Here is a 17,353-nt window from a genome sequence, read left to right as displayed (position 1 = left end):
GCTTGGCAGCGCCTTCTATGCGATTCGTGTTCCTCGGCTCATGATTTACGCTCCACGCTTCCTTCCCACGGTCGATTACTCTTCCGCAGTTGCGCTTCACTTCGCTCGCTGTGGTCAGCTCGCGGCGGGACTTTCACCCACAGGAGTGCGCCCATGCTGGGCGCACCCAATGCAAAAAGCCCGCAACGCAACGTTGCAGGCCTTTTCGATTACGACGAATCCTGGTGGGAAGTGCAAGTTTCGAACTTGCGACCCCTGCAGTGTGAATGCAGTGCTCTACCCCTGAGCTAACCTCCCTGAAAGAGGCATGATTGTAGTGACACCCTTGCGTACCGTCAAGACCCTTTTCACCATCCTGCTTCCAGGTCGCATGCCATTTGCAAGGTGGACGGCCGTTTTCGCTCCCATCTACGTTACTGTTGCGTAAAAGCAAAATATTAGATTGCAAGTGTGTCGGGTGATCTATAATTTCGTTACACGCGCCTGCTTCTCCTGCTGTCGCCCCATGGCGCCAGGTACTGGAGAGCACGGCAACCGCAGGGACGCTATGACCAGAAGAGCCAGCTTTTCACGCGCAGGACTTGCCGCAATCTTGATGGGTGCGGCGCCGGCCCACGCCATGGAGTCGTACAGCAATCGCTTCGCCGACATGTCGCTGGAACAGCTCAGCGATGTCGTCGTGACGTCCGTGTCGCGGCAGGAAGAACGGCTCAGCGATGCGGCCGCCTCCGTCTTCATCATCAGCGGCGACGACATCCAGCGCAGCGGCGCGCAGTCGCTGCCCGAGGCGCTGCGCCTGGCGCCCAACCTGCAGGTGGCCCAGGTCGATGCGCGCAACTGGGCCATCACGGCGCGCGGCTTCAATTCTCCGTTCGCGAATAAATTGCTGGTGCTGATCGACGGCCGCAGCATCTACACCCCGCTGTTTTCCGGCGTGTTCTGGGATGCCCAGGATGTGGTGATGGAAGACATCGAGCGCATCGAGGTGATCAGCGGGCCCGGCGCCACGATCTGGGGCGCCAACGCGGTCAACGGCGTCATCAACGTCATCACCCGTTCGTCGGCCGACACCCAGGGCGGGCAACTCTCCGTCGCCGGCGGCGACCGCGAGAAAAACGCCTCGCTGCGCCATGGCGGCAGGATGGCCAACGGCGGCACCTACCGCGTATACGGGAAATACCAGCAACTGAACAATACGTTTACTGCCACCGGGCTCGACACCAACACCGGCATGCACCGCAGCCAGGCCGGTTTTCGTGCCGACTGGAGCCTGCGCGACAGCGAGCTGACCGTATCGGGCGACGCCTACCAGGGCAAGCTGGGCCAGCTTTTCGTGATGCCCGTGCAGATCTCGGGGGCCAACCTGCAGGGCCGGCTGACGCGCAAGCTGTCGCCCGACGCCAACCTGCGCCTGCAGGTCATCCTCGATCATACCGAGCGCAACCAGCCGGGTTCGTTCGTCGAGCGCCTGTCCACGCTGGACCTCGACGCCCAGCACGACGTGCGCCTCGGCGAACGCAACCTGCTGACCTGGGGCGGCGGTTTCCGCCAGAGCTGGGACAGGGTGACGAACTCGCCCGGGCTCGGCTTCCTGCCCGGCGACCTGAACCTGCGCTGGTCCAACCTGTTCGTGCAGGATGAATACGCTGTTACGCCGTCACTGAAACTGACGGCTGGCGCCAAGGTCGAGCACAATTCGTACACCGGCACCGAATACCTGCCCAGCCTGCGCCTGGCGTGGGCGCCCGGCCCGAACCAGCTGCTCTGGAGCAGCGTGGCGCGCACCGTGCGCGCGCCATCGCGCTTCGACCGCGACTTGCACTCGCCGAGTGCGCCGATCGACGCCGGCGGCCGCATGGTGTATCTGATCGGCGGCGGCCCCGAGTTCCAGTCCGAAGTGGCCAGGGTCGTCGAACTGGGCTACCGCGCCCAGCCCATGCCCACGCTGTCCTGGTCGGCCACGGCGTACTACAGCCGTTACGACCGCTTGCGCACGCTCGAGCCGCAAACCAGCCCGACGGCGCCGGCGCTGCTCACGTTCCAGAATCTGCGCGAGGGCACCACGCGCGGCATCGAGGTATGGGGCCAATGGCAGGCCATGCCGGCCTGGCGCATCAACGCGGGCCTGACAGTGCAGCGCGTGCGCACTTCCCTGCTGCCGGGCAGCCAGGACGCCAGCGCCAGCAGCGGGCTCTCCACCAACGACCCCGGGCGCCACTGGCTGCTGCGCTCGTCGCACGACCTGACCGACGACAGTGCGCTGGACCTGACGCTGCGCTACGTGGGAGCGTTGCCCGATCCGGCCGTGCCATCGTATTACGAGCTCGATGGTCAGTGGACGTGGACGCCGCGCCCGAACCTGGACGTGGCGCTGGTCGGGCGCAACCTGCTGCATCGTTCCCATCCCGAATTTGCCGAGTATCCGGGGCGTAGCGTGTTCCGGCGCAGCGTGCTGCTGAAGCTGACGATGCGCTTCTAGACGTGGCGACCTTCCTCGCGCGGGCGCGCCCGCAACAGCGCATTCGAACCGCGCACACCGGAACCGTGGGCATCAAGGCCGCGCTGCTGTATTGCCTGCTGGCCGCGGGGATGGCCGCGGCCGCGCGGGCGGCCGACGATGCCAATGGCGAACGGATCGAGGCCCAGGTCAAGGCGGCCTATATCTACCGTTTCGCCGAATACATCGAGTGGCCGGCAGCCACCATCGCCGACAGGGCGGCGCCATGGACCATCGGCGTCGTGGGCGCGGAGAAGGTGAACGCCGAGCTGAACCAGCTGCGGCTGACCCGCAGGATCGGTGGCCGCGCCGTTGCCGTGCGCACGATGCAGCCGGGCGATCCCGTCAGCGGTATCCAGATGCTGTACGTCGGATCCCTGGACGGCGCGCGGCTGAAGGAGGTGCTGGATGCGGTGCCTGCCCAGGGGGTACTGTCCATCACCGACGGTGAAGGCGCCCTGGCCGCCGGCGGCATGATCAGCTTCGTGCAGGTCGACCGGCGGATCCGCTTCGACGTGTCGATCGCCCACGCCGAGCGCAGCGGATTGAAGGTCAGCGCCAGGCTGCTGGCCGTGGCGCACAAGGTCCAGGGGGCACGGCCCTGAAACATCGGATGTGCGTATTGCGTCGCAAGTGCCGGTGCTGGCACTGCGAGGCACCTGTACGCGCCGAGTTTCAGGCCGACGCGACACCGTAGGTTCGCCCGCTACTTTCCGTACTGTTCGTCGCTCACCTTTTCCATCCAGTCGACGTTCTTCCCGTCGACGCTCTCCTGGATCGCGGTGTGCGTCATCGACGTGGCCGGCGCAGCGCCATGCCAATGCTTGACACCGGGCGGTGTCCAGACGACGTCGCCCGGGCGGATCTCCTGGACCGGGCCACCCGCCTGCTGGATGCGTCCGACGCCTGCGGTCACGATCAGGATCTGGCCTGCCGGATGCGTATGCCACGCCGAACGCGCGCCCGGCTCGAACGTCACGGCGGCACCCGACGCCGTCGACGGCGCATGGGCGCCAAACAGCGGATCGACCCGCACATTCCCCGTAAAGGTCTGCGCCGGCCCCTTGTACGATGCCTGGGTGCCGGCGCGCGCGATCGCCATCTCCTTTGCAGCGCCAGCCGGTTCTGTTTTCGTGGCGGCCTGGGCGAACGCCGGCGCGGCCATGGCGAGCGACAATACTGCCGCAACGGTACATTTCATTTTTAGTGTCCTTTCGTTCATCGTGCGAAGGCATGGCCGGTGGTCCGGCCATGCCGCTTCAAGCCGGCGCCGGCATCTTCGGCAGCAGCTTGTCCAGCGTGACCGGATAGTCGCGGATCCGCACGCCGGTGGCGTTGTAGATCGCATTGGCGACGGCGGCGCCGACGCCGCACAGACCCAGTTCGCCCACGCCCTTGGCCTTCATCGGCGACGACATCGTCTCAACCTCGTCGAGGAAGATCACGTCCTGGTGCGGAATGTCGGCATGTACCGGCACCTCGTAGCCGGCCAGGTCATGGTTGACGAAGTAGCCGATGCGCTTGTCGACGACCAGGTGTTCCATCGTCGCGCCGCCCACGCCCATCGTCATCGCGCCGATGACCTGGCTGCGCGCCGATTTCGGATTCAGGATGCGACCGGCCGCGCAGACGGCGAGCATGCGGCGCACGCGGATCTCGGCGGTAGCGACGTCGACGCCAACCTCGACGAAATGCGCGCCGAAGGTCGACTGCTGGAAGCGCTTTTCAAGGTCGCCATATTCCATCTTGTCCTCGGCCGTGAGCTCGCCCCGGGCGGCGATATCGCGCAGCATCACGGAGCGCCCGCCGGCCAAGACGGCGCCGTCGGCAAACCGTGCACCCGCCGCGTCCAGGCCCGCCTTTTGCGCGATCTGCCCGCGCAGCCCGACGCAGGCGGCGTACACGCCGGCGGTCGCACTGTTCGCGCCCCACTGGCCGCCCGAGCCGGCCGAGACCGGGAAACTGGAGTCGCCCAGGCGCACGACGATCCGGTCGAGCGGCAGCCCGAGCATCTCGGCCGCGGTCTGGGCGATGATCGTGTAGCTGCCCGTGCCGATATCCGTCATGTCGGTTTCAACGGTCACGCGGCCGTCGCGTTCGAGCCGCACGCGCGCCGCCGAGGCCATGTTCATGTTGTTGCGGAAGGCCGCCGCGACACCCATGCCGACCAGCCAGCGGCCGTCCCGCACCTTGCCGGGAACGGCATTGCGACTGTCCCAGCCGAAGCGCTCGGCGCCGGTACGCAGGCACTGCACGAAGCGGCGCTGCGAGAACTTGCGGCCGGGCGTTTGCGGATCCACCGTGGTGTCGTTGACGATGCGGAACGTCACCGGGTCCATCTTCAGCTTTTCCGCCATTTCGTCCATCGCCACTTCCAGGGCCATCATGCCCGGCGCTTCGCCAGGGGCGCGCATCGCATTGCCTTCCGGGAGATCGAGCGTGGCGAGCCGCATGCGCGTCAGCCGGTTGGCGCCGGCATACAGCAGGCGCGTCTGGTTGACCGCCGTCTCCGGCGAGCCGCCAGGCAGGTCGCCCGACCAGCTCTCGTGCGCGATGGCCGTGATGCGCCCTTCGCGCGTGGCGCCGATGCGCACGCGCTGGATCGTGGCCGGACGATGCGTCGTGTTGTTCGCCATCAGCGCGCGCTGGAGCGCCACCTTGACTGGCCGCCCCGCCGCCCGCGCTCCCAGCGCCGCCAGCACGGCTTCCGATCGCAGGAACAGTTTGCCGCCGAATCCGCCGCCGATATAGGGCGACACCACCCGCACATTGTGCGCGGGGATCCCCAGCGTCCTGGCAAGATCCTGCTTGCCCCAGTCGATCATCTGGTTCGACGTGTACAGCGTGAGCCGGTCGCCTTCCCAGGCCGCGATCGAGGCATGCGGCTCCATCATCGCGTGGGTCTGGTCCGGCGTCGTGTACGTGGCGTCCAGCTTCATCGGAGCATTGGCAAAGCCGCGCTCGAAGTTGCCGGTGCCGGTGTCCGCATTGTCCCTGCCTTTCGGTTCGACGGCTGACTGCTTCGCTTTGTCGAGGTCGTACATGCCTGCCTGCGGCGCGTAGTCGGGCTTGACCAGGGACGCGGCGGCACGGGCCTGCTCGAACGACTCGGCAACGACGATGGCCACCGCCTGGTGGTAATGCTGGACCTCCGGCCCCGCCAGCAGGTGCGCGGTATTGAAGCTGCCCTTGCCCAGCTTGCCCGCATTCTCATGGGTGACGACGGCAAGGACGCCGGGCGCCTTGCTGGCGGCGCTGGTATCGATGGAGGTGATGCGCCCCTTTGCGATCGCGGCGCCGACAACGTAGCCGTAGGCGGCGTTCGGTACTTCTTCATGGTGTTCGTGGGCGTAGCGTGCGGTGCCCGTCGTCTTCAGCGGGCCGTCGATGCGGTCGACCGGCTGGCCGATGACCTTCATCTGGTCGATGGGATTGCTTCCGGCGGGTGTCGTGAATTTCATGCTCGGCCTTTCCTGGCTTGCGACAGCAGCGCATCGATCGTGCGCTGGACGAGGGGGATCTTGAATGCGTTCTCGTCGGTCGTGCGGGCTCCCCCCAGCAGCAGGCCGGTAACGGCCTTGCCGCCCTGCGGCAGGGCCTGTTCGGCCGCGGGAACGCGCCACGGAAGGTGTGCGACGCCGCCCAGCGCGATGCGTCCCGTGCCGTCGGGCTGGATCACCGCCGCCACCGACACCAGGGCGAACGCGTACGAAGCGCGGTCGCGTACCTTGTGGTAGAGGTGCTGGCCGCCCAGCGGGGGTGGCAGCGTCACCGCGGTGATCAGTTCACCCGGAATCAGTGCGTGTTCGATGTGCGGCGTCGTGCCGGGCAGGCGATGGAAATCCGCGATCGGTATCGTGCGCCGGGCGCCGTCCGCAGCCACCGTCTCGACCCCGGCATCGAGGAGGCGCATGGCGACGGCCATGTCGCTCGGGTGGGTCGCGATGCAGGCTTCGCTGTGGCCGACGATCGCGTGATTGCGCGTAAAACCGCCGATCGCCGAACAGCCGCTGCCCGGCACGCGCTTGTTGCAGGGCTGGTTCGTGTCGTAGAAATAAGGGCAGCGGGTGCGCTGCAGCAGGTTGCCCGCGGTGGTCGCCTTGTTGCGCAGCTGGGCGGAGGCGCCTGCCAGCAGCGCGCGCGACAGAATGCCAAAGTCGCGGCGCACGCGCGTGTCGGCGGCCAGGTCCGTGTTGCGCACCATCGCGCCAATGCGCAGGCCGCCATCGCCGGTGGCTTCGATCCTGTCCAGGCCGAGGGCATTGACGTCGATGAGGTGGCCCGGCGTCTCGATCTCGAGCTTCATCAAGTCGAGCAGGTTGGTGCCGCCCGCAATGAAGCGGCTGCCCGGCTGGCGCAGTGCCGCCGCCGCGGCTTCGGCTGGCGACTGCGCGCGTTCATAGGTAAAGGCCCTCATGCCCTGCCCTCCTGGCGAGGCAGGCCGGCGACCTCGCCGATCGCCTCGATGATGTTCGAATAGGCCCCGCAGCGGCAGATATTGCCGCTCATGCGCTCGCGCAGCTCGTCGATCGACAGCAGTGGCTTCGCGGCCAGGTCGCCGGTGACGTGGCTCGGGATGCCCTGCCTTAATTCGTCGAGCACGGCGACGGCCGAACAGATCTGTCCTGGCGTGCAGTACCCGCACTGGTAGCCGTCGTGCTTGATGAACGCGGCCTGCATCGGGTGCAGGCTGCCGGGCTGGCCCAGGCCTTCGATCGTGGTCACCTGCGCGCCCTCGTGCATGATCGCCAGGCTGAGGCAGGAGTTGATGCGGCGGCCGTCGACGATGACGGTGCAGGCACCACACTGCCCCTGGTCGCAGCCCTTCTTCGTGCCGGTCAGGTGCAGGTGTTCGCGCAGCAGGTCGAGCAGCGTGGTGCGGGTATCGACATCCTTCCCGACACGCTGGCCATTGACGACGAGCGATACCTTGCCGGTGACAGAGGCGGCGGGGGCGGCGGGGGCCGCGGTGGCGGTGTCGCCGGCAGCGCGGGACTGGGCCGCCGCCAGCGGCACGGCGGCAGCGGTGGCAGACAGCGCCCCGGCAATGAGCACGCCGCGCCTGGTCTGGTCGATATCGCTGGAGTCTTGCATGGTGATCCTTTCAGTAGACTTGCTTGCTGCAGGACGCAGCTGCCGGCGCCCGGCAACGGAATGGTAGGCCAGGATTGATGAAGGATTGATACGACGTTTCGCCATAGCCTTATGAAGGCTGTTCATCAATAGGCGGAGGCAACCGGCGGCCCCTTACTCTTCGGCCAGCGTGATCGTGACCTGGAGTGGCCCCGATCGCCTGAACAGGTCGACGCTCTCGCCGATGCCGCCCAATCTGACGAGACCGGGAGAATGGATGCCGTCCTTGTAGAAGATCGCCAGGTTTCCCCAGGGGGCGTAATAGGCCACGTCCCCGGCACGCGGAGTGATCGCGGCGGGCGCTCCCGCCGTCGACAATCTGCTCGGCAGGTCGGCCACCTTCTCGGTGGCCGCATAGTCTTTCATCGTCAATACGAGCGGCAGCATCGCGACGAAATCGCGCGAAGCCTGGTTATCGTCGAGCGCCACGAGGACAGGCGTCCCCTGCACGTCGATCCGGATCTTGAAAACTGCTTTCATTTGTGGGACTCCCGATCTGCTGGCCGCTTGCGCATGCGCCCCGCCCGGCCTTGCGACTTCTTGCGCGGTGCAGGAACCGATCGACAGTGCGAGAAGGACTACAAATGCTCTCATCAGGCTTCCTGGTTGGCTGGACAGGTGTCCATCGCAAAGCAGGCATGATAGTTGTGGAAGTCCGCTGAAAACCGCAGCGGATTTGCATGGGCTCATGAATCGCGGTCATGAATCACGGCCGTGAATTCGCCGGCGGTGAAGCTTCCAGCTCAGGTCTTCAGTCGCAGCGCTTCGATGACAAGCGTGACCGCGCGCGAGGAATTGCGCCGGCTCGGATAATAGGCGTGCAGCGCCGGGAACCGCGGGCACCAGTCTTCCATGACGCTCACCAGCTTGCCGGCACGGACATGCGGTCCGGCCATGTCGACGGGCACGAACGCCAGCCCGCAGCCGGTCAGGGCGGCGTCGAGCATATGATAAGCACTGCTGCAGACGACCTGCCCGCGAACGCGCACCTCGAGCTTTTTCCCGTCCTTCTCCAGTTCCCAGGCATAGATGCCGCCGCTGCTCGCCAGCCGCAGGGTGATGCAGTTGTGCTTCATCAGATCCGCCGGCACGGCGGGCTTGGGGCGCCAGCTGAAATAGTCGGGGGAACCGACGATCGTCATCGCTACCTCATCGGTCAGGCGTACCGCGATCATGTCCTTGTCGACCTGGTCACCGTAGCGCACGCCGATGTCGAAGCGTTCGGCGGCAATGTCGACCAGCCGGTAATCGGCACTGATCTCGACGTGCAGGTCGGGGTACCTGGGCAGCAGAGGCGCGATCCGCGGCCACAGCACGGTACTGACCACGTGGTCGATCGCCGTGATGCGCACCGTGCCCGACGGCTTGTCGCCCAGGTCGCTGACGGCCGCGATCTCGGCCTCGATCTCTTCGAGGCGGGGCCCGACATTCTGCAGCAGCCGCTCGCCCGCCTCGGTCGGCGAGACGCTGCGCGTGGTCCGGGTCAGCAGGCGCACGCCGAGGCGACCTTCGAGGCCGCGGATGATGTGGCTGAGCGCGGACTGCGTCATGCCCAGCCTGGCGGCGGCACGGGTGAAGCTGCGTTCCCGCGCAACGGCGAGGAAAACGATGATGTCATTGATATTGTCACGCGCCATGCAGCCTCCGAAAACACACCAGTCAACCATTTTATGATACCGGCTAAGCAATCTGCCGCGTGATTCATGAATCAGGCTCATATGGCCAAGCAATTCCGGGGCGGTTGCACGCCGCGTTTCACCCTTACCATTCCTCTCCGCCGGGCGTGCCAGCGCCCGTGAACCATCGAAGGGAATCCGCATGCATGATCCAGCCACCACTTCCGCCAACGACCGCCCCGCCGCCTGGGGTGGCGTCTTCGCCATGACGCTGTGCGTCTTCGCGCTGATCGCATCGGAGTTCATGCCGGTGAGCCTGCTGACGCCGATCGCGGACGCGCTGCGCGTGACGCAAGGCATGGCGGGACAGGGCATCGCGATCTCCGGCGCCTTCGCCGTATTCACGAGCCTGTTCATTTCGGCGCTTGCCGGCAGCCTGGATCGCAAGACGCTGCTGCTGGTGCTGACAGGCGCCATGGGCCTGTCCGGCGCCATCGTTGCGCTGGCACCCAATTACTTCGTGTACATGGTGGGCCGTGCGCTGATCGGCGTCGTCGTGGGCGGCTTCTGGGCCATGTCGGCGGCCACGGCCATGCGCCTGGTGCCACTGCACCAGGTACCGCGTGCGCTGGCGATCTTCAATAGCGGCAATGCGCTGGCCACGGTCATCGCCGCGCCGCTTGGCGCCTGGCTGGGTTCGGTCATCGGCTGGCGCGGGGCCTTCCTGTGCCTGGTCCCGGTGTCGCTCGTCGCACTGGCCTGGCAGTGGATCAGCCTGCCATCGATGCCGGTCGCGCCGCGGGCGGCTGGCCCACGCAATCCACTGGGCATCTTCAGGCTGTTCCGCCAGCCAGCCGTCAGCCTGGGCATGCTCGCCGTCGGCCTGTTCTTCATGGGGCAGTTCACGCTGTTCACGTATGTGCGGCCGTTCCTGGAAACGGTGACCCGGGTCGACACGGAAACGCTGTCGCTGATCCTGCTCGTTATCGGAGTCATGGGGTTCATCGGCACGATGGTTGTCGGCGCCGTGCTGAAACGGGGCTTCTACCGGACGCTGGCCGGCATCCCCTTGCTGATGGCGGCGACGGCCGTGGCCCTGGTTGCTTCCGGTAGTCACACGGCCGCTGTCGTTGCGCTGCTGGGTTTCTGGGGCCTGGTTGCCACGGCGGCACCGGTGGGCTGGTGGGCATGGGTGCCGCGCACCTTTCCGAACGACGCGGAAGTTGGCGGCGGCCTGATGGTGGCGGTGATCCAGTTGTCGATCGCCTTCGGATCGACGATCGGCGGGCTGCTGTTCGACGGCAGCGGCTACCGCAGCACCTTCATGGCCAGCGCCGCCATGCTGATGGCAGCCGCCGCGCTGGCATGGCTGACGGCGCGGGCCCAGGCAAGGCAGGCCGAGGGCAGCGCAGCGGTCGCGTGACCGGGCAATCCCGCCTCAATGCTGCAGCTCGATGAACGCAGCGATCTCGGCCAGCGCGAACGTGCAGACGCAGTCGCTGCGCCCGCCGGGTTCTTCGAGCGGTGGCGGCGGCAGGCGCTTGACCGCCGTGGCAATGCCGGCGGCGATCAGCCGGGCGCCGTATTGTTCGGCCTCATCGCGCAGCGGGTCGTCGTCCGCCGACAGGATCAGCGCCGGCGGCAGGTTCTTGAGACGCGACGACTGCAGCGGCGATGCATACGGGTGCGTGCGGTCCGCGGCATTCGGCAGGTAGGCGCGGTAGCCTTCCGCACAGCTGCGCGCCACGTCGTCGACGACGGCGGCCTTGTCCACGCAGGCCGGCATGGTGCGCATCGAGCAGGTCGACAGGCCTGGGTCGAGCATCGGCATGATCAGCACCTGGCCTGCCAGGGCCGGGCCGCCGCGGTCGCGCGCCACCAGCGAGACCACGGCGGCCAGGTTGGCGCCCGCCTCGATGCCGGCGACGATGAGCCGCTTGCCGTTCCAGGCCAGCTTCGTCTTGTTCTTCTTCGCCCACAGCAGCACCGCGTGGGCATCTTCCACCGCGGCGGGAAACGGTTTTTCGCAGGCGAGCGTGTAGCCGGCGGACAGCGCCACCATGCCGGGGTCGGCGCCGACCAGCTGGCGCAGGAATTCGTCGGCTTCCGCGACCGAGCCGCCGACGAAGCCGCCGCCGTGGAAGAACACCACCAGGGTGTCGCGTTTTCCCGTTGACGGGCCGGCCATGTGGAGCCGGGCCGGCAGCGGGCCGGCGGCACCTGCCGCTTCCACGTCGCGCGATACCGCTGCATTTGCAATATTCGATCGTTCACTCATATGCGCCTTCGCCTTCATTGCTGTTGGGTTCAAACACGCCCGCGAACCGCCGGCCGCGACCGCCTACTGCCAGCCGCCGCCCAGGACTTTATACAGCGTGACCTGGTTGCTGGCTTTCGCCAGCCGCGCGCTGATATACGTCTGCTGGGCCGCGTACAGGTTGCGCTGTGATACCAGTGCGTTCAGGTACGACTCCGCGCCCTTCTGGTAGCGCTGCTCGTGGATCCGGTAGCTTTTATCGGACGCTTCCACCAGTGCCGCCTGCGATGCCACGCGCTCGTCCAGCGTGCCCCGCTGGGCCAGCGCATCCGACACTTCCCGGAACGCCGACTGGATCGCCTTCTCGTACTGCGCCACGGCGATGTCGCGGTTGGTGCGCGCCAGGTCCAGGTTGGCCTGGTTGCGGCCGCCCGCGAAGATCGGCAGGTTCAGTTGCGGGATGAACGACCACGTGCCGGCGCCTGCCTTGAACAGGTTCGACAAATCGGAACTCATCGCGCCGGCCGATGCCGTCAGCGAGATGCTCGGGAAGAACGCGGCGCGGGCCACGCCGATGTTGGCGTTGTTGGCCTGCAGCGTGCGCTCGGCGGCCAGCACGTCCGGCCGGCGCTGCAGCACGTCCGACGGCACGCCGGCCGGCAGGTCCGCCAGCTGCGTCACCGACTGCAGGCTATCCTGCGGCAGCAGCCCGGCAGGCACCTGCGCGCCGGCCAGCAGCGCCAGCGCATTCTGGTCGGCCGCCACCTGCGCGGTGTACACGGCCATGTCGCTGCGCGCCGTCTCGACGCTGGTCTGCGCTTCGTACATGTCGAGGCCAGACGTGGCGCCCGCTTCGAAGCGGCGCTTGCTGAGCTCATAGCTGATTTGCTGGCTTTTGAGCGTGTCCTGCGCCAGGCGCAGGCGCTCCTGGTCCGCCGCCAGCGTCAGCCAGGCGTTGGCCACTTCGGCCACCAGGCTGATCTGCTGCGAACGGCGCGCCTCTTCGGTGCCAAGGTACTGCTGCAAGGCCGCCTCGGACAGGTTTTTCACGCGGCCGAAGAAGTCCAGCTCGAAGGCCGGGATGCCCAGGCCCGCCGTGTACTGGCGCGTGATGTAGCTCTCGCCCGTGGCGGAAAGATTGTCCGGCACGCGCTGGGCCGTCTGGCCCACGCTGGCGTTCAGGCCCGGCACGCGGTCCGCGCGCCGCACGCCGTACTGGGCGCGCGCGGCTTCGATGTTGAGGATCGAGACACGCAGGTCGCGGTTATTGGCAAGCGCCAGTTCGACCAGCTTTTCCAGCTGTTCGTCGGCGATGAAATCGCGCCATGCGATATCGTGCGCCGCGTTGGCGCCGGCATGCGCCGCCGGCCGGTACGCATCGCCTTGCGGCCACGCGGGGGCAACGGGTGGCGCTGGCCGTTCGTACACCGGCGCCAGGCTGCAGCCGGACAGCAGTGCCGCCGCGGCGAGGGTCATCAAAGTCTTGTTCATGTCAGTTCGTTTCATTTGCAATCGTGGCGGTGGCCGGCCCCGCATCCCTTCCATCCTTCTTCGTAAACATGCTGCGCACCAGCACGAAGAACACCGGCACGAAGAAGATGCCGAGGAACGTGGCAGTCAGCATGCCGCCCAGCACGCCGATGCCGATCGCATTCTGGCTGCCGGATCCGGCACCGCTGGAAATCGCCAGCGGCAGCACACCCAGGCCGAAGGCGATCGACGTCATCAGGATCGGCCGCAGGCGCATCTTGACCGCTTCCAGCGTTGCCTCGCGCAGGTCGCGGCCGGACTCCTGCAATTCCTTGGCGAACTCCACGATCAGGATCGCGTTCTTCGCGGCCAGGCCCACCACGGTCAGCAGGCCGACCTGGAAGTACACGTCGTTCGCCAGGCCGAAGCCCCAGGTGGCGATCACGGTGCCGATGATGCCCAGCGGGATCACCAGCAGCACCGAGAACGGCACCGACCAGCTTTCATACAGCGCGGCCAGGCACAGGAACACGATCAGGATCGAGATCGTGTACAGCATCGGCGTCTGCGCGCCGGAGTCGCGTTCCTCGATCGACAGGCCGGTCCATTCATAGCCCACGCCCGGCGGCAGTTGCGCGATCATCTTTTCCATCTCGGCCATTGCCACGCCGGAGCTCACGCCGGGCGCCGGGCTGCCCTGGATGTTCATCGACGAGATGCCGTTGTAGCGCTCCAGCCGCGGCGACGCGTAGATCCACTCGCCGCTGGCGAATGCCGTGAACGGCACCATCTCGCCACTGGCATTGCGTACGAACCACTTGTCCAGGTCTTCCGGCAGCATGCGCGATTCGGCCGTGCCCTGGATGTACACCTTCTTCACGCGGCCGCGGTCGACGAAGTCGTTCACGTACGAGGAGCCCCAGCCCACCGACAGCACGCGGTTCACGTCCGCCACCGTCAGGCCGAGCGCGGTGGCTTTCTGGTGGTCGATGGTAATCTTGTACTGAGGCGTATCTTCCTGTCCGTTCGGGCGCACACCAACCACGTTGGGATTCTGGGCGGCCATGCCGAGCAGCTGGTCGCGCGCCGCCATCAGGGCCTTGTGGCCGATACCGGCCGTGTCGGTCAGGTGCAGGTCGAAGCCGCCGGCATTGCCCAGCTCCATCACCGCCGGCGGCGCGAACGTAAACACCATCGCATCGCGCAGTTGCAGCAGAGCGCCCATCGCGCGGCCCGCCACGGCGGCGCCGGTGTTCTCGTCGCCCGGCCGTTCGGCCCAGTCCTTCAGCTTGACGAAGGCCATGCCGTTGTTCTGGCCATTGCCGCCGAACGAGAAGCCGGCCACCGAGAACACCGATTCCACATTGGCCTTCTCGTTGACGAGGAAGTGCTTCTCGACTTCCTCGATGGTCTTCAGCGTGCGCTCCTGCGTGGCGCCGGACGGCAACTGCACCTGCGTGAACAGCACGCCCTGGTCTTCCTCGGGAAGGAACGACGTCGGCAGGCGCATGAACACCACGGCCAGCACGGCCAGCAGCACCGCGTACAGCAGCATCGACGGCGCGCGGCGACGCATCATGGTGGCGACCACGCCCTGGTACTTGTTGGTGCTCTTTTCAAAGGTGCGGTTGAACCAGCCGAAGAAGCCGCGGTTCGTCAGGTGATGGCCCTTCTCCACCGGCTTCAGGAAGGTCGCGCACAGTGCCGGCGTGAAGACCATCGCCACGATCACCGACAGCACCATCGACGACACGATCGTGATCGAGAACTGGCGGTAGATCACGCCGGTGGAACCGCCGAAGAACGCCATCGGCACGAACACGGCGGACAGCACCAGCGCAATGCCAACCAGCGCGCCGGTAATCTGGCCCATCGATTTCTTCGTGGCCTCCTTCGGCGACAGGCCTTCTTCCGTCATCACCCGCTCGACGTTTTCCACCACCACGATGGCATCGTCGACCAGCAGGCCGATGGCGAGCACCATGGCGAACATCGTCAGGGTATTGATGGAATACCCCAGCGCCGACAGCACGGCGAAGGTACCCAGCAGCACCACCGGCACCGCCATCGTCGGGATCAGCGTGGCGCGGAAATTCTGCAGGAACAGGTACATCACCAGGAACACCAGCACCACCGCTTCCACCAGCGTCTTGACCACTTCCTCGATGGACAGCTTGACGAACGGCGTGGTATCGAAGGCAACGACCGCCTTCATCCCCTGCGGGAACAGCTTGCCCATCTCCTCGACCCGGGCCTTCACGGCTTCGGCGGTATCGAGGGCATTGGCGCCGGTGGCCAGCTTGATCGCCAGGCCGGCGGCCGGCTTGCCGTTGTAGCGCACCACGCTGTTGTAGTTCTCGCTGCCCAGCTCCATCTTCGCCACGTCGCGCAGGTGCACGGCGGCGCCGCTGGCCTGCGTCTTCAGCAGGATCGCGCCGAACTGCTCGGCCGTCTGCAGGCGGCTCTGCGCGGTGATCGTGGCGTTCAGCTGCTGGCCGCGCACGGACGGCGCGCCGCCCAGTTCACCGGCCGAGACTTCGGCGTTCTGCGCCTGCACGGCCGCGATCACGTCACTCGGGGTCAGCTGGTAGCTGGTCAGCTTCGCCGGATCGAGCCAGATGCGCATCGCATACTGGGAACCGAAGTGCGTGATCTCACCAACGCCCTGCACCCGCGACAGCGGTTCCAGCACGCTCGATGCCACGTAGTCGTCGATGTCGGCATTGTTCATGCTGTCATTTTCGGAGACGAAGCCCAGCACCAGCAGGAAGTTCACGGTGGCCTTCGAGACCACCAGGCCCTGCTGCGTGACCTCGGCGGGCAGCAGCGGCGTGGCCAGCTGCAGCTTGTTCTGCACCTGCACCTGGGCGATGTCGGGATCGGTACCGTTGGCGAACGTCAGCGTGATGCTGACGGCGCCCGTGGTATCGGAATTCGACGACATGTAGCGCAGGCCGTCGATGCCCTTCATCTTCTGCTCGATAACCTGGGTGACGGCATCTTCCACGGTCTTCGCGGAAGCGCCGGGATAGGCGCCGGCGATCTGGATGGTCGGCGGCGCGATGCTCGGGTACTGCGCGATCGGCAGGCCGCGGATCGCGAGCACGCCGGCCAGCATGATGACGATGGCGATCACCCACGCGAAAATGGGGCGATCGATGAAAAATCTTGCCATTGAATGACTCCTGCTTGCTTATTGGCTGCTTATTGGCGTGCTTAGTGAGCGGCGGCGGCCGGCTTGGCGGCGGCGGTGCTGGCCGCGGCGGGTGCGGCAGGAGCGGCAACCACTGCTGGCGCGCCCGGCTTCACCTTCTGGATGCCTTCGACGATCACGCGGTCGCCGGCGGCCAGGCCGGATTTCACCAGCCACTTGTCGCCCAGCGTGCCCGTGGTGGCGATCACGCGCTGCTCGACGATGCCCTGCTGGTTCAGCACCAGCGCGGTGGCTTCGCCCTTCTGGTTGCGGGTCACGCCCTGCTGCGGCACGGCGATGGCCTGCTCGTTGACGCCGTTCTCGACGACGGCGCGCACGAACATGCCCGGCAGCAGGTCATGCTTCGGGTTCGGGAACAGCGCGCGCAGCGTCACGTTGCCGGTGCCCGGGTCCACGGCCACGTCGGCGAACTGCAGCTTGCCTGCCTGTGCATACGTGGAACCGTCGGCCAGCTTCAGCGTGACCTTGCCTTCGGCCTTCGTCACGCCGCCGCCCTCCAGCGATTTCTTCAGGCGCAGCAGGTCTTCCGAGGATTGCGTCACGTCGACATAGATCGGGTCCAGCTGCTGCACGGTGGTCAGCGCAGTTTCCTGGCCGGCCGTCACCAGCGCGCCCGGGGTCACGTTCGAGCGGCCGATGCGGCCCGAAATCGGCGCGTGCACCTTGGTGTACTCGACGTTGATGCGGGCCGTCTGCAGTTGCGCCTTGGCCGATTCCACGTCCGCACGCGCCTGTGCTTCGGCGGCGACCGCGTCGTCGTAATCCTGGCGGCTCACGCCCTCGATTTCCACCAGCTCCTTGTAGCGCTTCACTTTCGGGCCGGCCGTCAGCAGGTTCGCTTCGGCACGCGCCAGCGCGGCCTTGGCGGCGCTGAACGACGCCTGGTACGTGGCCGGATCGATCTGGTACAGCTGGGTGCCGGCCTTGACGTCGGCCCCTTCCGTGAACAGGCGCTTCTGCACGATGCCGGCCACCTGCGGGCGCACTTCGGCGATCTGGAACGCGGACGTGCGGCCCGGCAGTTCGGTCACCACCGGCAGCGCTTCCTGCTTCACGGTGTACACGGCCACCTGCGGCGGCGGCATCTTGCCGCCCGGCGCACCGGCCTGTTGCTGCTTGTCGGAGTCGCAGCCGGCGGTCAGCGCCGCCGCGCATGCGAGGAAAAG

13 protein-coding genes and 1 tRNA gene are annotated in these 17,353 nt (G+C 66.7%); 3 read left to right on the top strand and 11 right to left on the bottom strand.

All coding sequences use genetic code 11. The features are described from left to right. Nucleotides 1–222 precede the first annotated feature (222 nt). Nucleotides 223–297, bottom strand: a tRNA-Val gene (locus tag ACY34H_RS29790). 298 nt (nucleotides 298–595) lie between these two features. On the opposite strand from ACY34H_RS29790, the gene ACY34H_RS29785 reads away from it, so the two are divergent. Further along, nucleotides 596–2,479 (top strand): TOL_0244 family TonB-dependent receptor, encoded by a 1,884-nt coding sequence (locus tag ACY34H_RS29785; protein WP_464981020.1) that lies wholly within the window; start codon nucleotides 596–598, stop codon nucleotides 2,477–2,479. A 2-nt stretch (nucleotides 2,480–2,481) separates the two neighbouring features. After that, nucleotides 2,482–3,102, top strand: a complete 621-nt coding sequence (locus tag ACY34H_RS29780) for a TOL_0243 family YfiR-like periplasmic protein (protein ID WP_464981019.1) — start codon at nucleotides 2,482–2,484, stop codon at nucleotides 3,100–3,102. A gap of 101 nt (nucleotides 3,103–3,203) precedes the next feature. On the opposite strand, the gene ACY34H_RS29775 is transcribed toward ACY34H_RS29780, so the two are convergent. The 6 genes from ACY34H_RS29775 to ACY34H_RS29750 form a co-directional block, all read right to left on the bottom strand. Next, nucleotides 3,204–3,698 (bottom strand): (R)-mandelonitrile lyase, encoded by a 495-nt coding sequence (locus ACY34H_RS29775; protein WP_464981018.1) that lies wholly within the window; start codon nucleotides 3,696–3,698, stop codon nucleotides 3,204–3,206. A gap of 58 nt (nucleotides 3,699–3,756) precedes the next feature. Next, on the bottom strand, nucleotides 3,757–5,958 hold the full coding sequence (gene paoC, locus ACY34H_RS29770) for an aldehyde oxidoreductase molybdenum-binding subunit PaoC (RefSeq protein WP_464981017.1): 2,202 nt from the start codon (nucleotides 5,956–5,958) through the stop codon (nucleotides 3,757–3,759). Continuing rightward, on the bottom strand, nucleotides 5,955–6,914 hold the full coding sequence (locus tag ACY34H_RS29765) for an FAD binding domain-containing protein (protein ID WP_464981016.1): 960 nt from the start codon (nucleotides 6,912–6,914) through the stop codon (nucleotides 5,955–5,957). Before ACY34H_RS29765 ends, paoC begins: the two co-directional genes overlap by 4 nt. Then, on the bottom strand, nucleotides 6,911–7,591 hold the full coding sequence (gene paoA / locus ACY34H_RS29760; RefSeq protein WP_464981015.1) for an aldehyde dehydrogenase iron-sulfur subunit PaoA: 681 nt from the start codon (nucleotides 7,589–7,591) through the stop codon (nucleotides 6,911–6,913). Before paoA ends, ACY34H_RS29765 begins: the two co-directional genes overlap by 4 nt. 153 nt (nucleotides 7,592–7,744) lie before the next feature. After that, a complete protein-coding gene (locus ACY34H_RS29755; RefSeq protein WP_464981014.1) occupies nucleotides 7,745–8,110 on the bottom strand; it encodes a cyclophilin-like fold protein in 366 nt (121 codons plus the stop codon). 263 nt (nucleotides 8,111–8,373) lie between these two features. Next, nucleotides 8,374–9,267 (bottom strand): LysR family transcriptional regulator, encoded by an 894-nt coding sequence (locus ACY34H_RS29750; RefSeq protein WP_464981013.1) that lies wholly within the window; start codon nucleotides 9,265–9,267, stop codon nucleotides 8,374–8,376. Between the two features lie 181 nt (nucleotides 9,268–9,448). Between ACY34H_RS29750 and ACY34H_RS29745 the strand changes: the two genes are divergently transcribed. Continuing rightward, nucleotides 9,449–10,669 carry an MFS transporter gene (locus ACY34H_RS29745; RefSeq protein WP_464981012.1) on the top strand — a complete coding sequence of 407 codons (1,221 nt, stop codon included), beginning with the start codon at nucleotides 9,449–9,451 and terminating at the stop codon, nucleotides 10,667–10,669. Nucleotides 10,670–10,684: 15 nt separating this feature from the next. Here the strand turns inward: ACY34H_RS29745 and ACY34H_RS29740 are convergent, their stop codons facing one another. From ACY34H_RS29740 to ACY34H_RS29725, 4 genes are all read right to left on the bottom strand, one after another. Continuing rightward, nucleotides 10,685–11,524 carry an alpha/beta hydrolase gene (locus ACY34H_RS29740; protein ID WP_464981011.1) on the bottom strand — a complete coding sequence of 280 codons (840 nt, stop codon included), beginning with the start codon at nucleotides 11,522–11,524 and terminating at the stop codon, nucleotides 10,685–10,687. Between the two features lie 63 nt (nucleotides 11,525–11,587). Next, nucleotides 11,588–12,994: an AdeC/AdeK/OprM family multidrug efflux complex outer membrane factor gene (gene adeC / locus ACY34H_RS29735; protein ID WP_464981010.1), complete on the bottom strand. Its 1,407-nt coding sequence runs from the start codon at nucleotides 12,992–12,994 to the stop codon at nucleotides 11,588–11,590. A gap of 1 nt (nucleotide 12,995) precedes the next feature. After that, entirely contained in the window at nucleotides 12,996–16,148 is a 3,153-nt protein-coding gene (locus tag ACY34H_RS29730; protein ID WP_464981009.1) for an efflux RND transporter permease subunit, read from the bottom strand. Nucleotides 16,149–16,189: 41 nt separating this feature from the next. Further along, nucleotides 16,190–17,353 (bottom strand): efflux RND transporter periplasmic adaptor subunit (locus ACY34H_RS29725; RefSeq protein ID WP_464980909.1); only part of this gene is annotated, 1,164 nt, incomplete at its 5' end.

It is taken from the genome of Pseudoduganella sp. jia 9 (genome assembly GCF_055502615.1).
The sequence above is the reverse complement of the archived record's forward strand: the minus strand, read 5'-3'. Positions and strand labels throughout refer to the sequence as shown.

Bases quoted from the DNA above. Each gene is read 5' to 3' on its own strand.
- ACY34H_RS29730 (WP_464981009.1), bottom strand. From the start codon at position 16,148: ATGGCAAGATTTTTCATCGATCGCCCCATTTTCGCGTGGGTGATCGCC.
- adeC (WP_464981010.1), bottom strand. From the start codon at position 12,994: ATGAACAAGACTTTGATGACCCTCGCCGCGGCGGCACTGCTGTCCGGC.
- ACY34H_RS29775 (WP_464981018.1), bottom strand. From the start codon at position 3,698: ATGAAATGTACCGTTGCGGCAGTATTGTCGCTCGCCATGGCCGCGCCG.
- ACY34H_RS29765 (WP_464981016.1), bottom strand. From the start codon at position 6,914: ATGAGGGCCTTTACCTATGAACGCGCGCAGTCGCCAGCCGAAGCCGCG.
- ACY34H_RS29745 (WP_464981012.1), top strand. From the start codon at position 9,449: ATGCATGATCCAGCCACCACTTCCGCCAACGACCGCCCCGCCGCCTGG.
- paoA (WP_464981015.1), bottom strand. From the start codon at position 7,591: ATGCAAGACTCCAGCGATATCGACCAGACCAGGCGCGGCGTGCTCATT.
- paoC (WP_464981017.1), bottom strand. From the start codon at position 5,958: ATGAAATTCACGACACCCGCCGGAAGCAATCCCATCGACCAGATGAAG.
- ACY34H_RS29785 (WP_464981020.1), top strand. From the start codon at position 596: ATGGGTGCGGCGCCGGCCCACGCCATGGAGTCGTACAGCAATCGCTTC.
- ACY34H_RS29755 (WP_464981014.1), bottom strand. From the start codon at position 8,110: ATGAAAGCAGTTTTCAAGATCCGGATCGACGTGCAGGGGACGCCTGTC.
- ACY34H_RS29740 (WP_464981011.1), bottom strand. From the start codon at position 11,524: ATGAGTGAACGATCGAATATTGCAAATGCAGCGGTATCGCGCGACGTG.
- ACY34H_RS29750 (WP_464981013.1), bottom strand. From the start codon at position 9,267: ATGGCGCGTGACAATATCAATGACATCATCGTTTTCCTCGCCGTTGCG.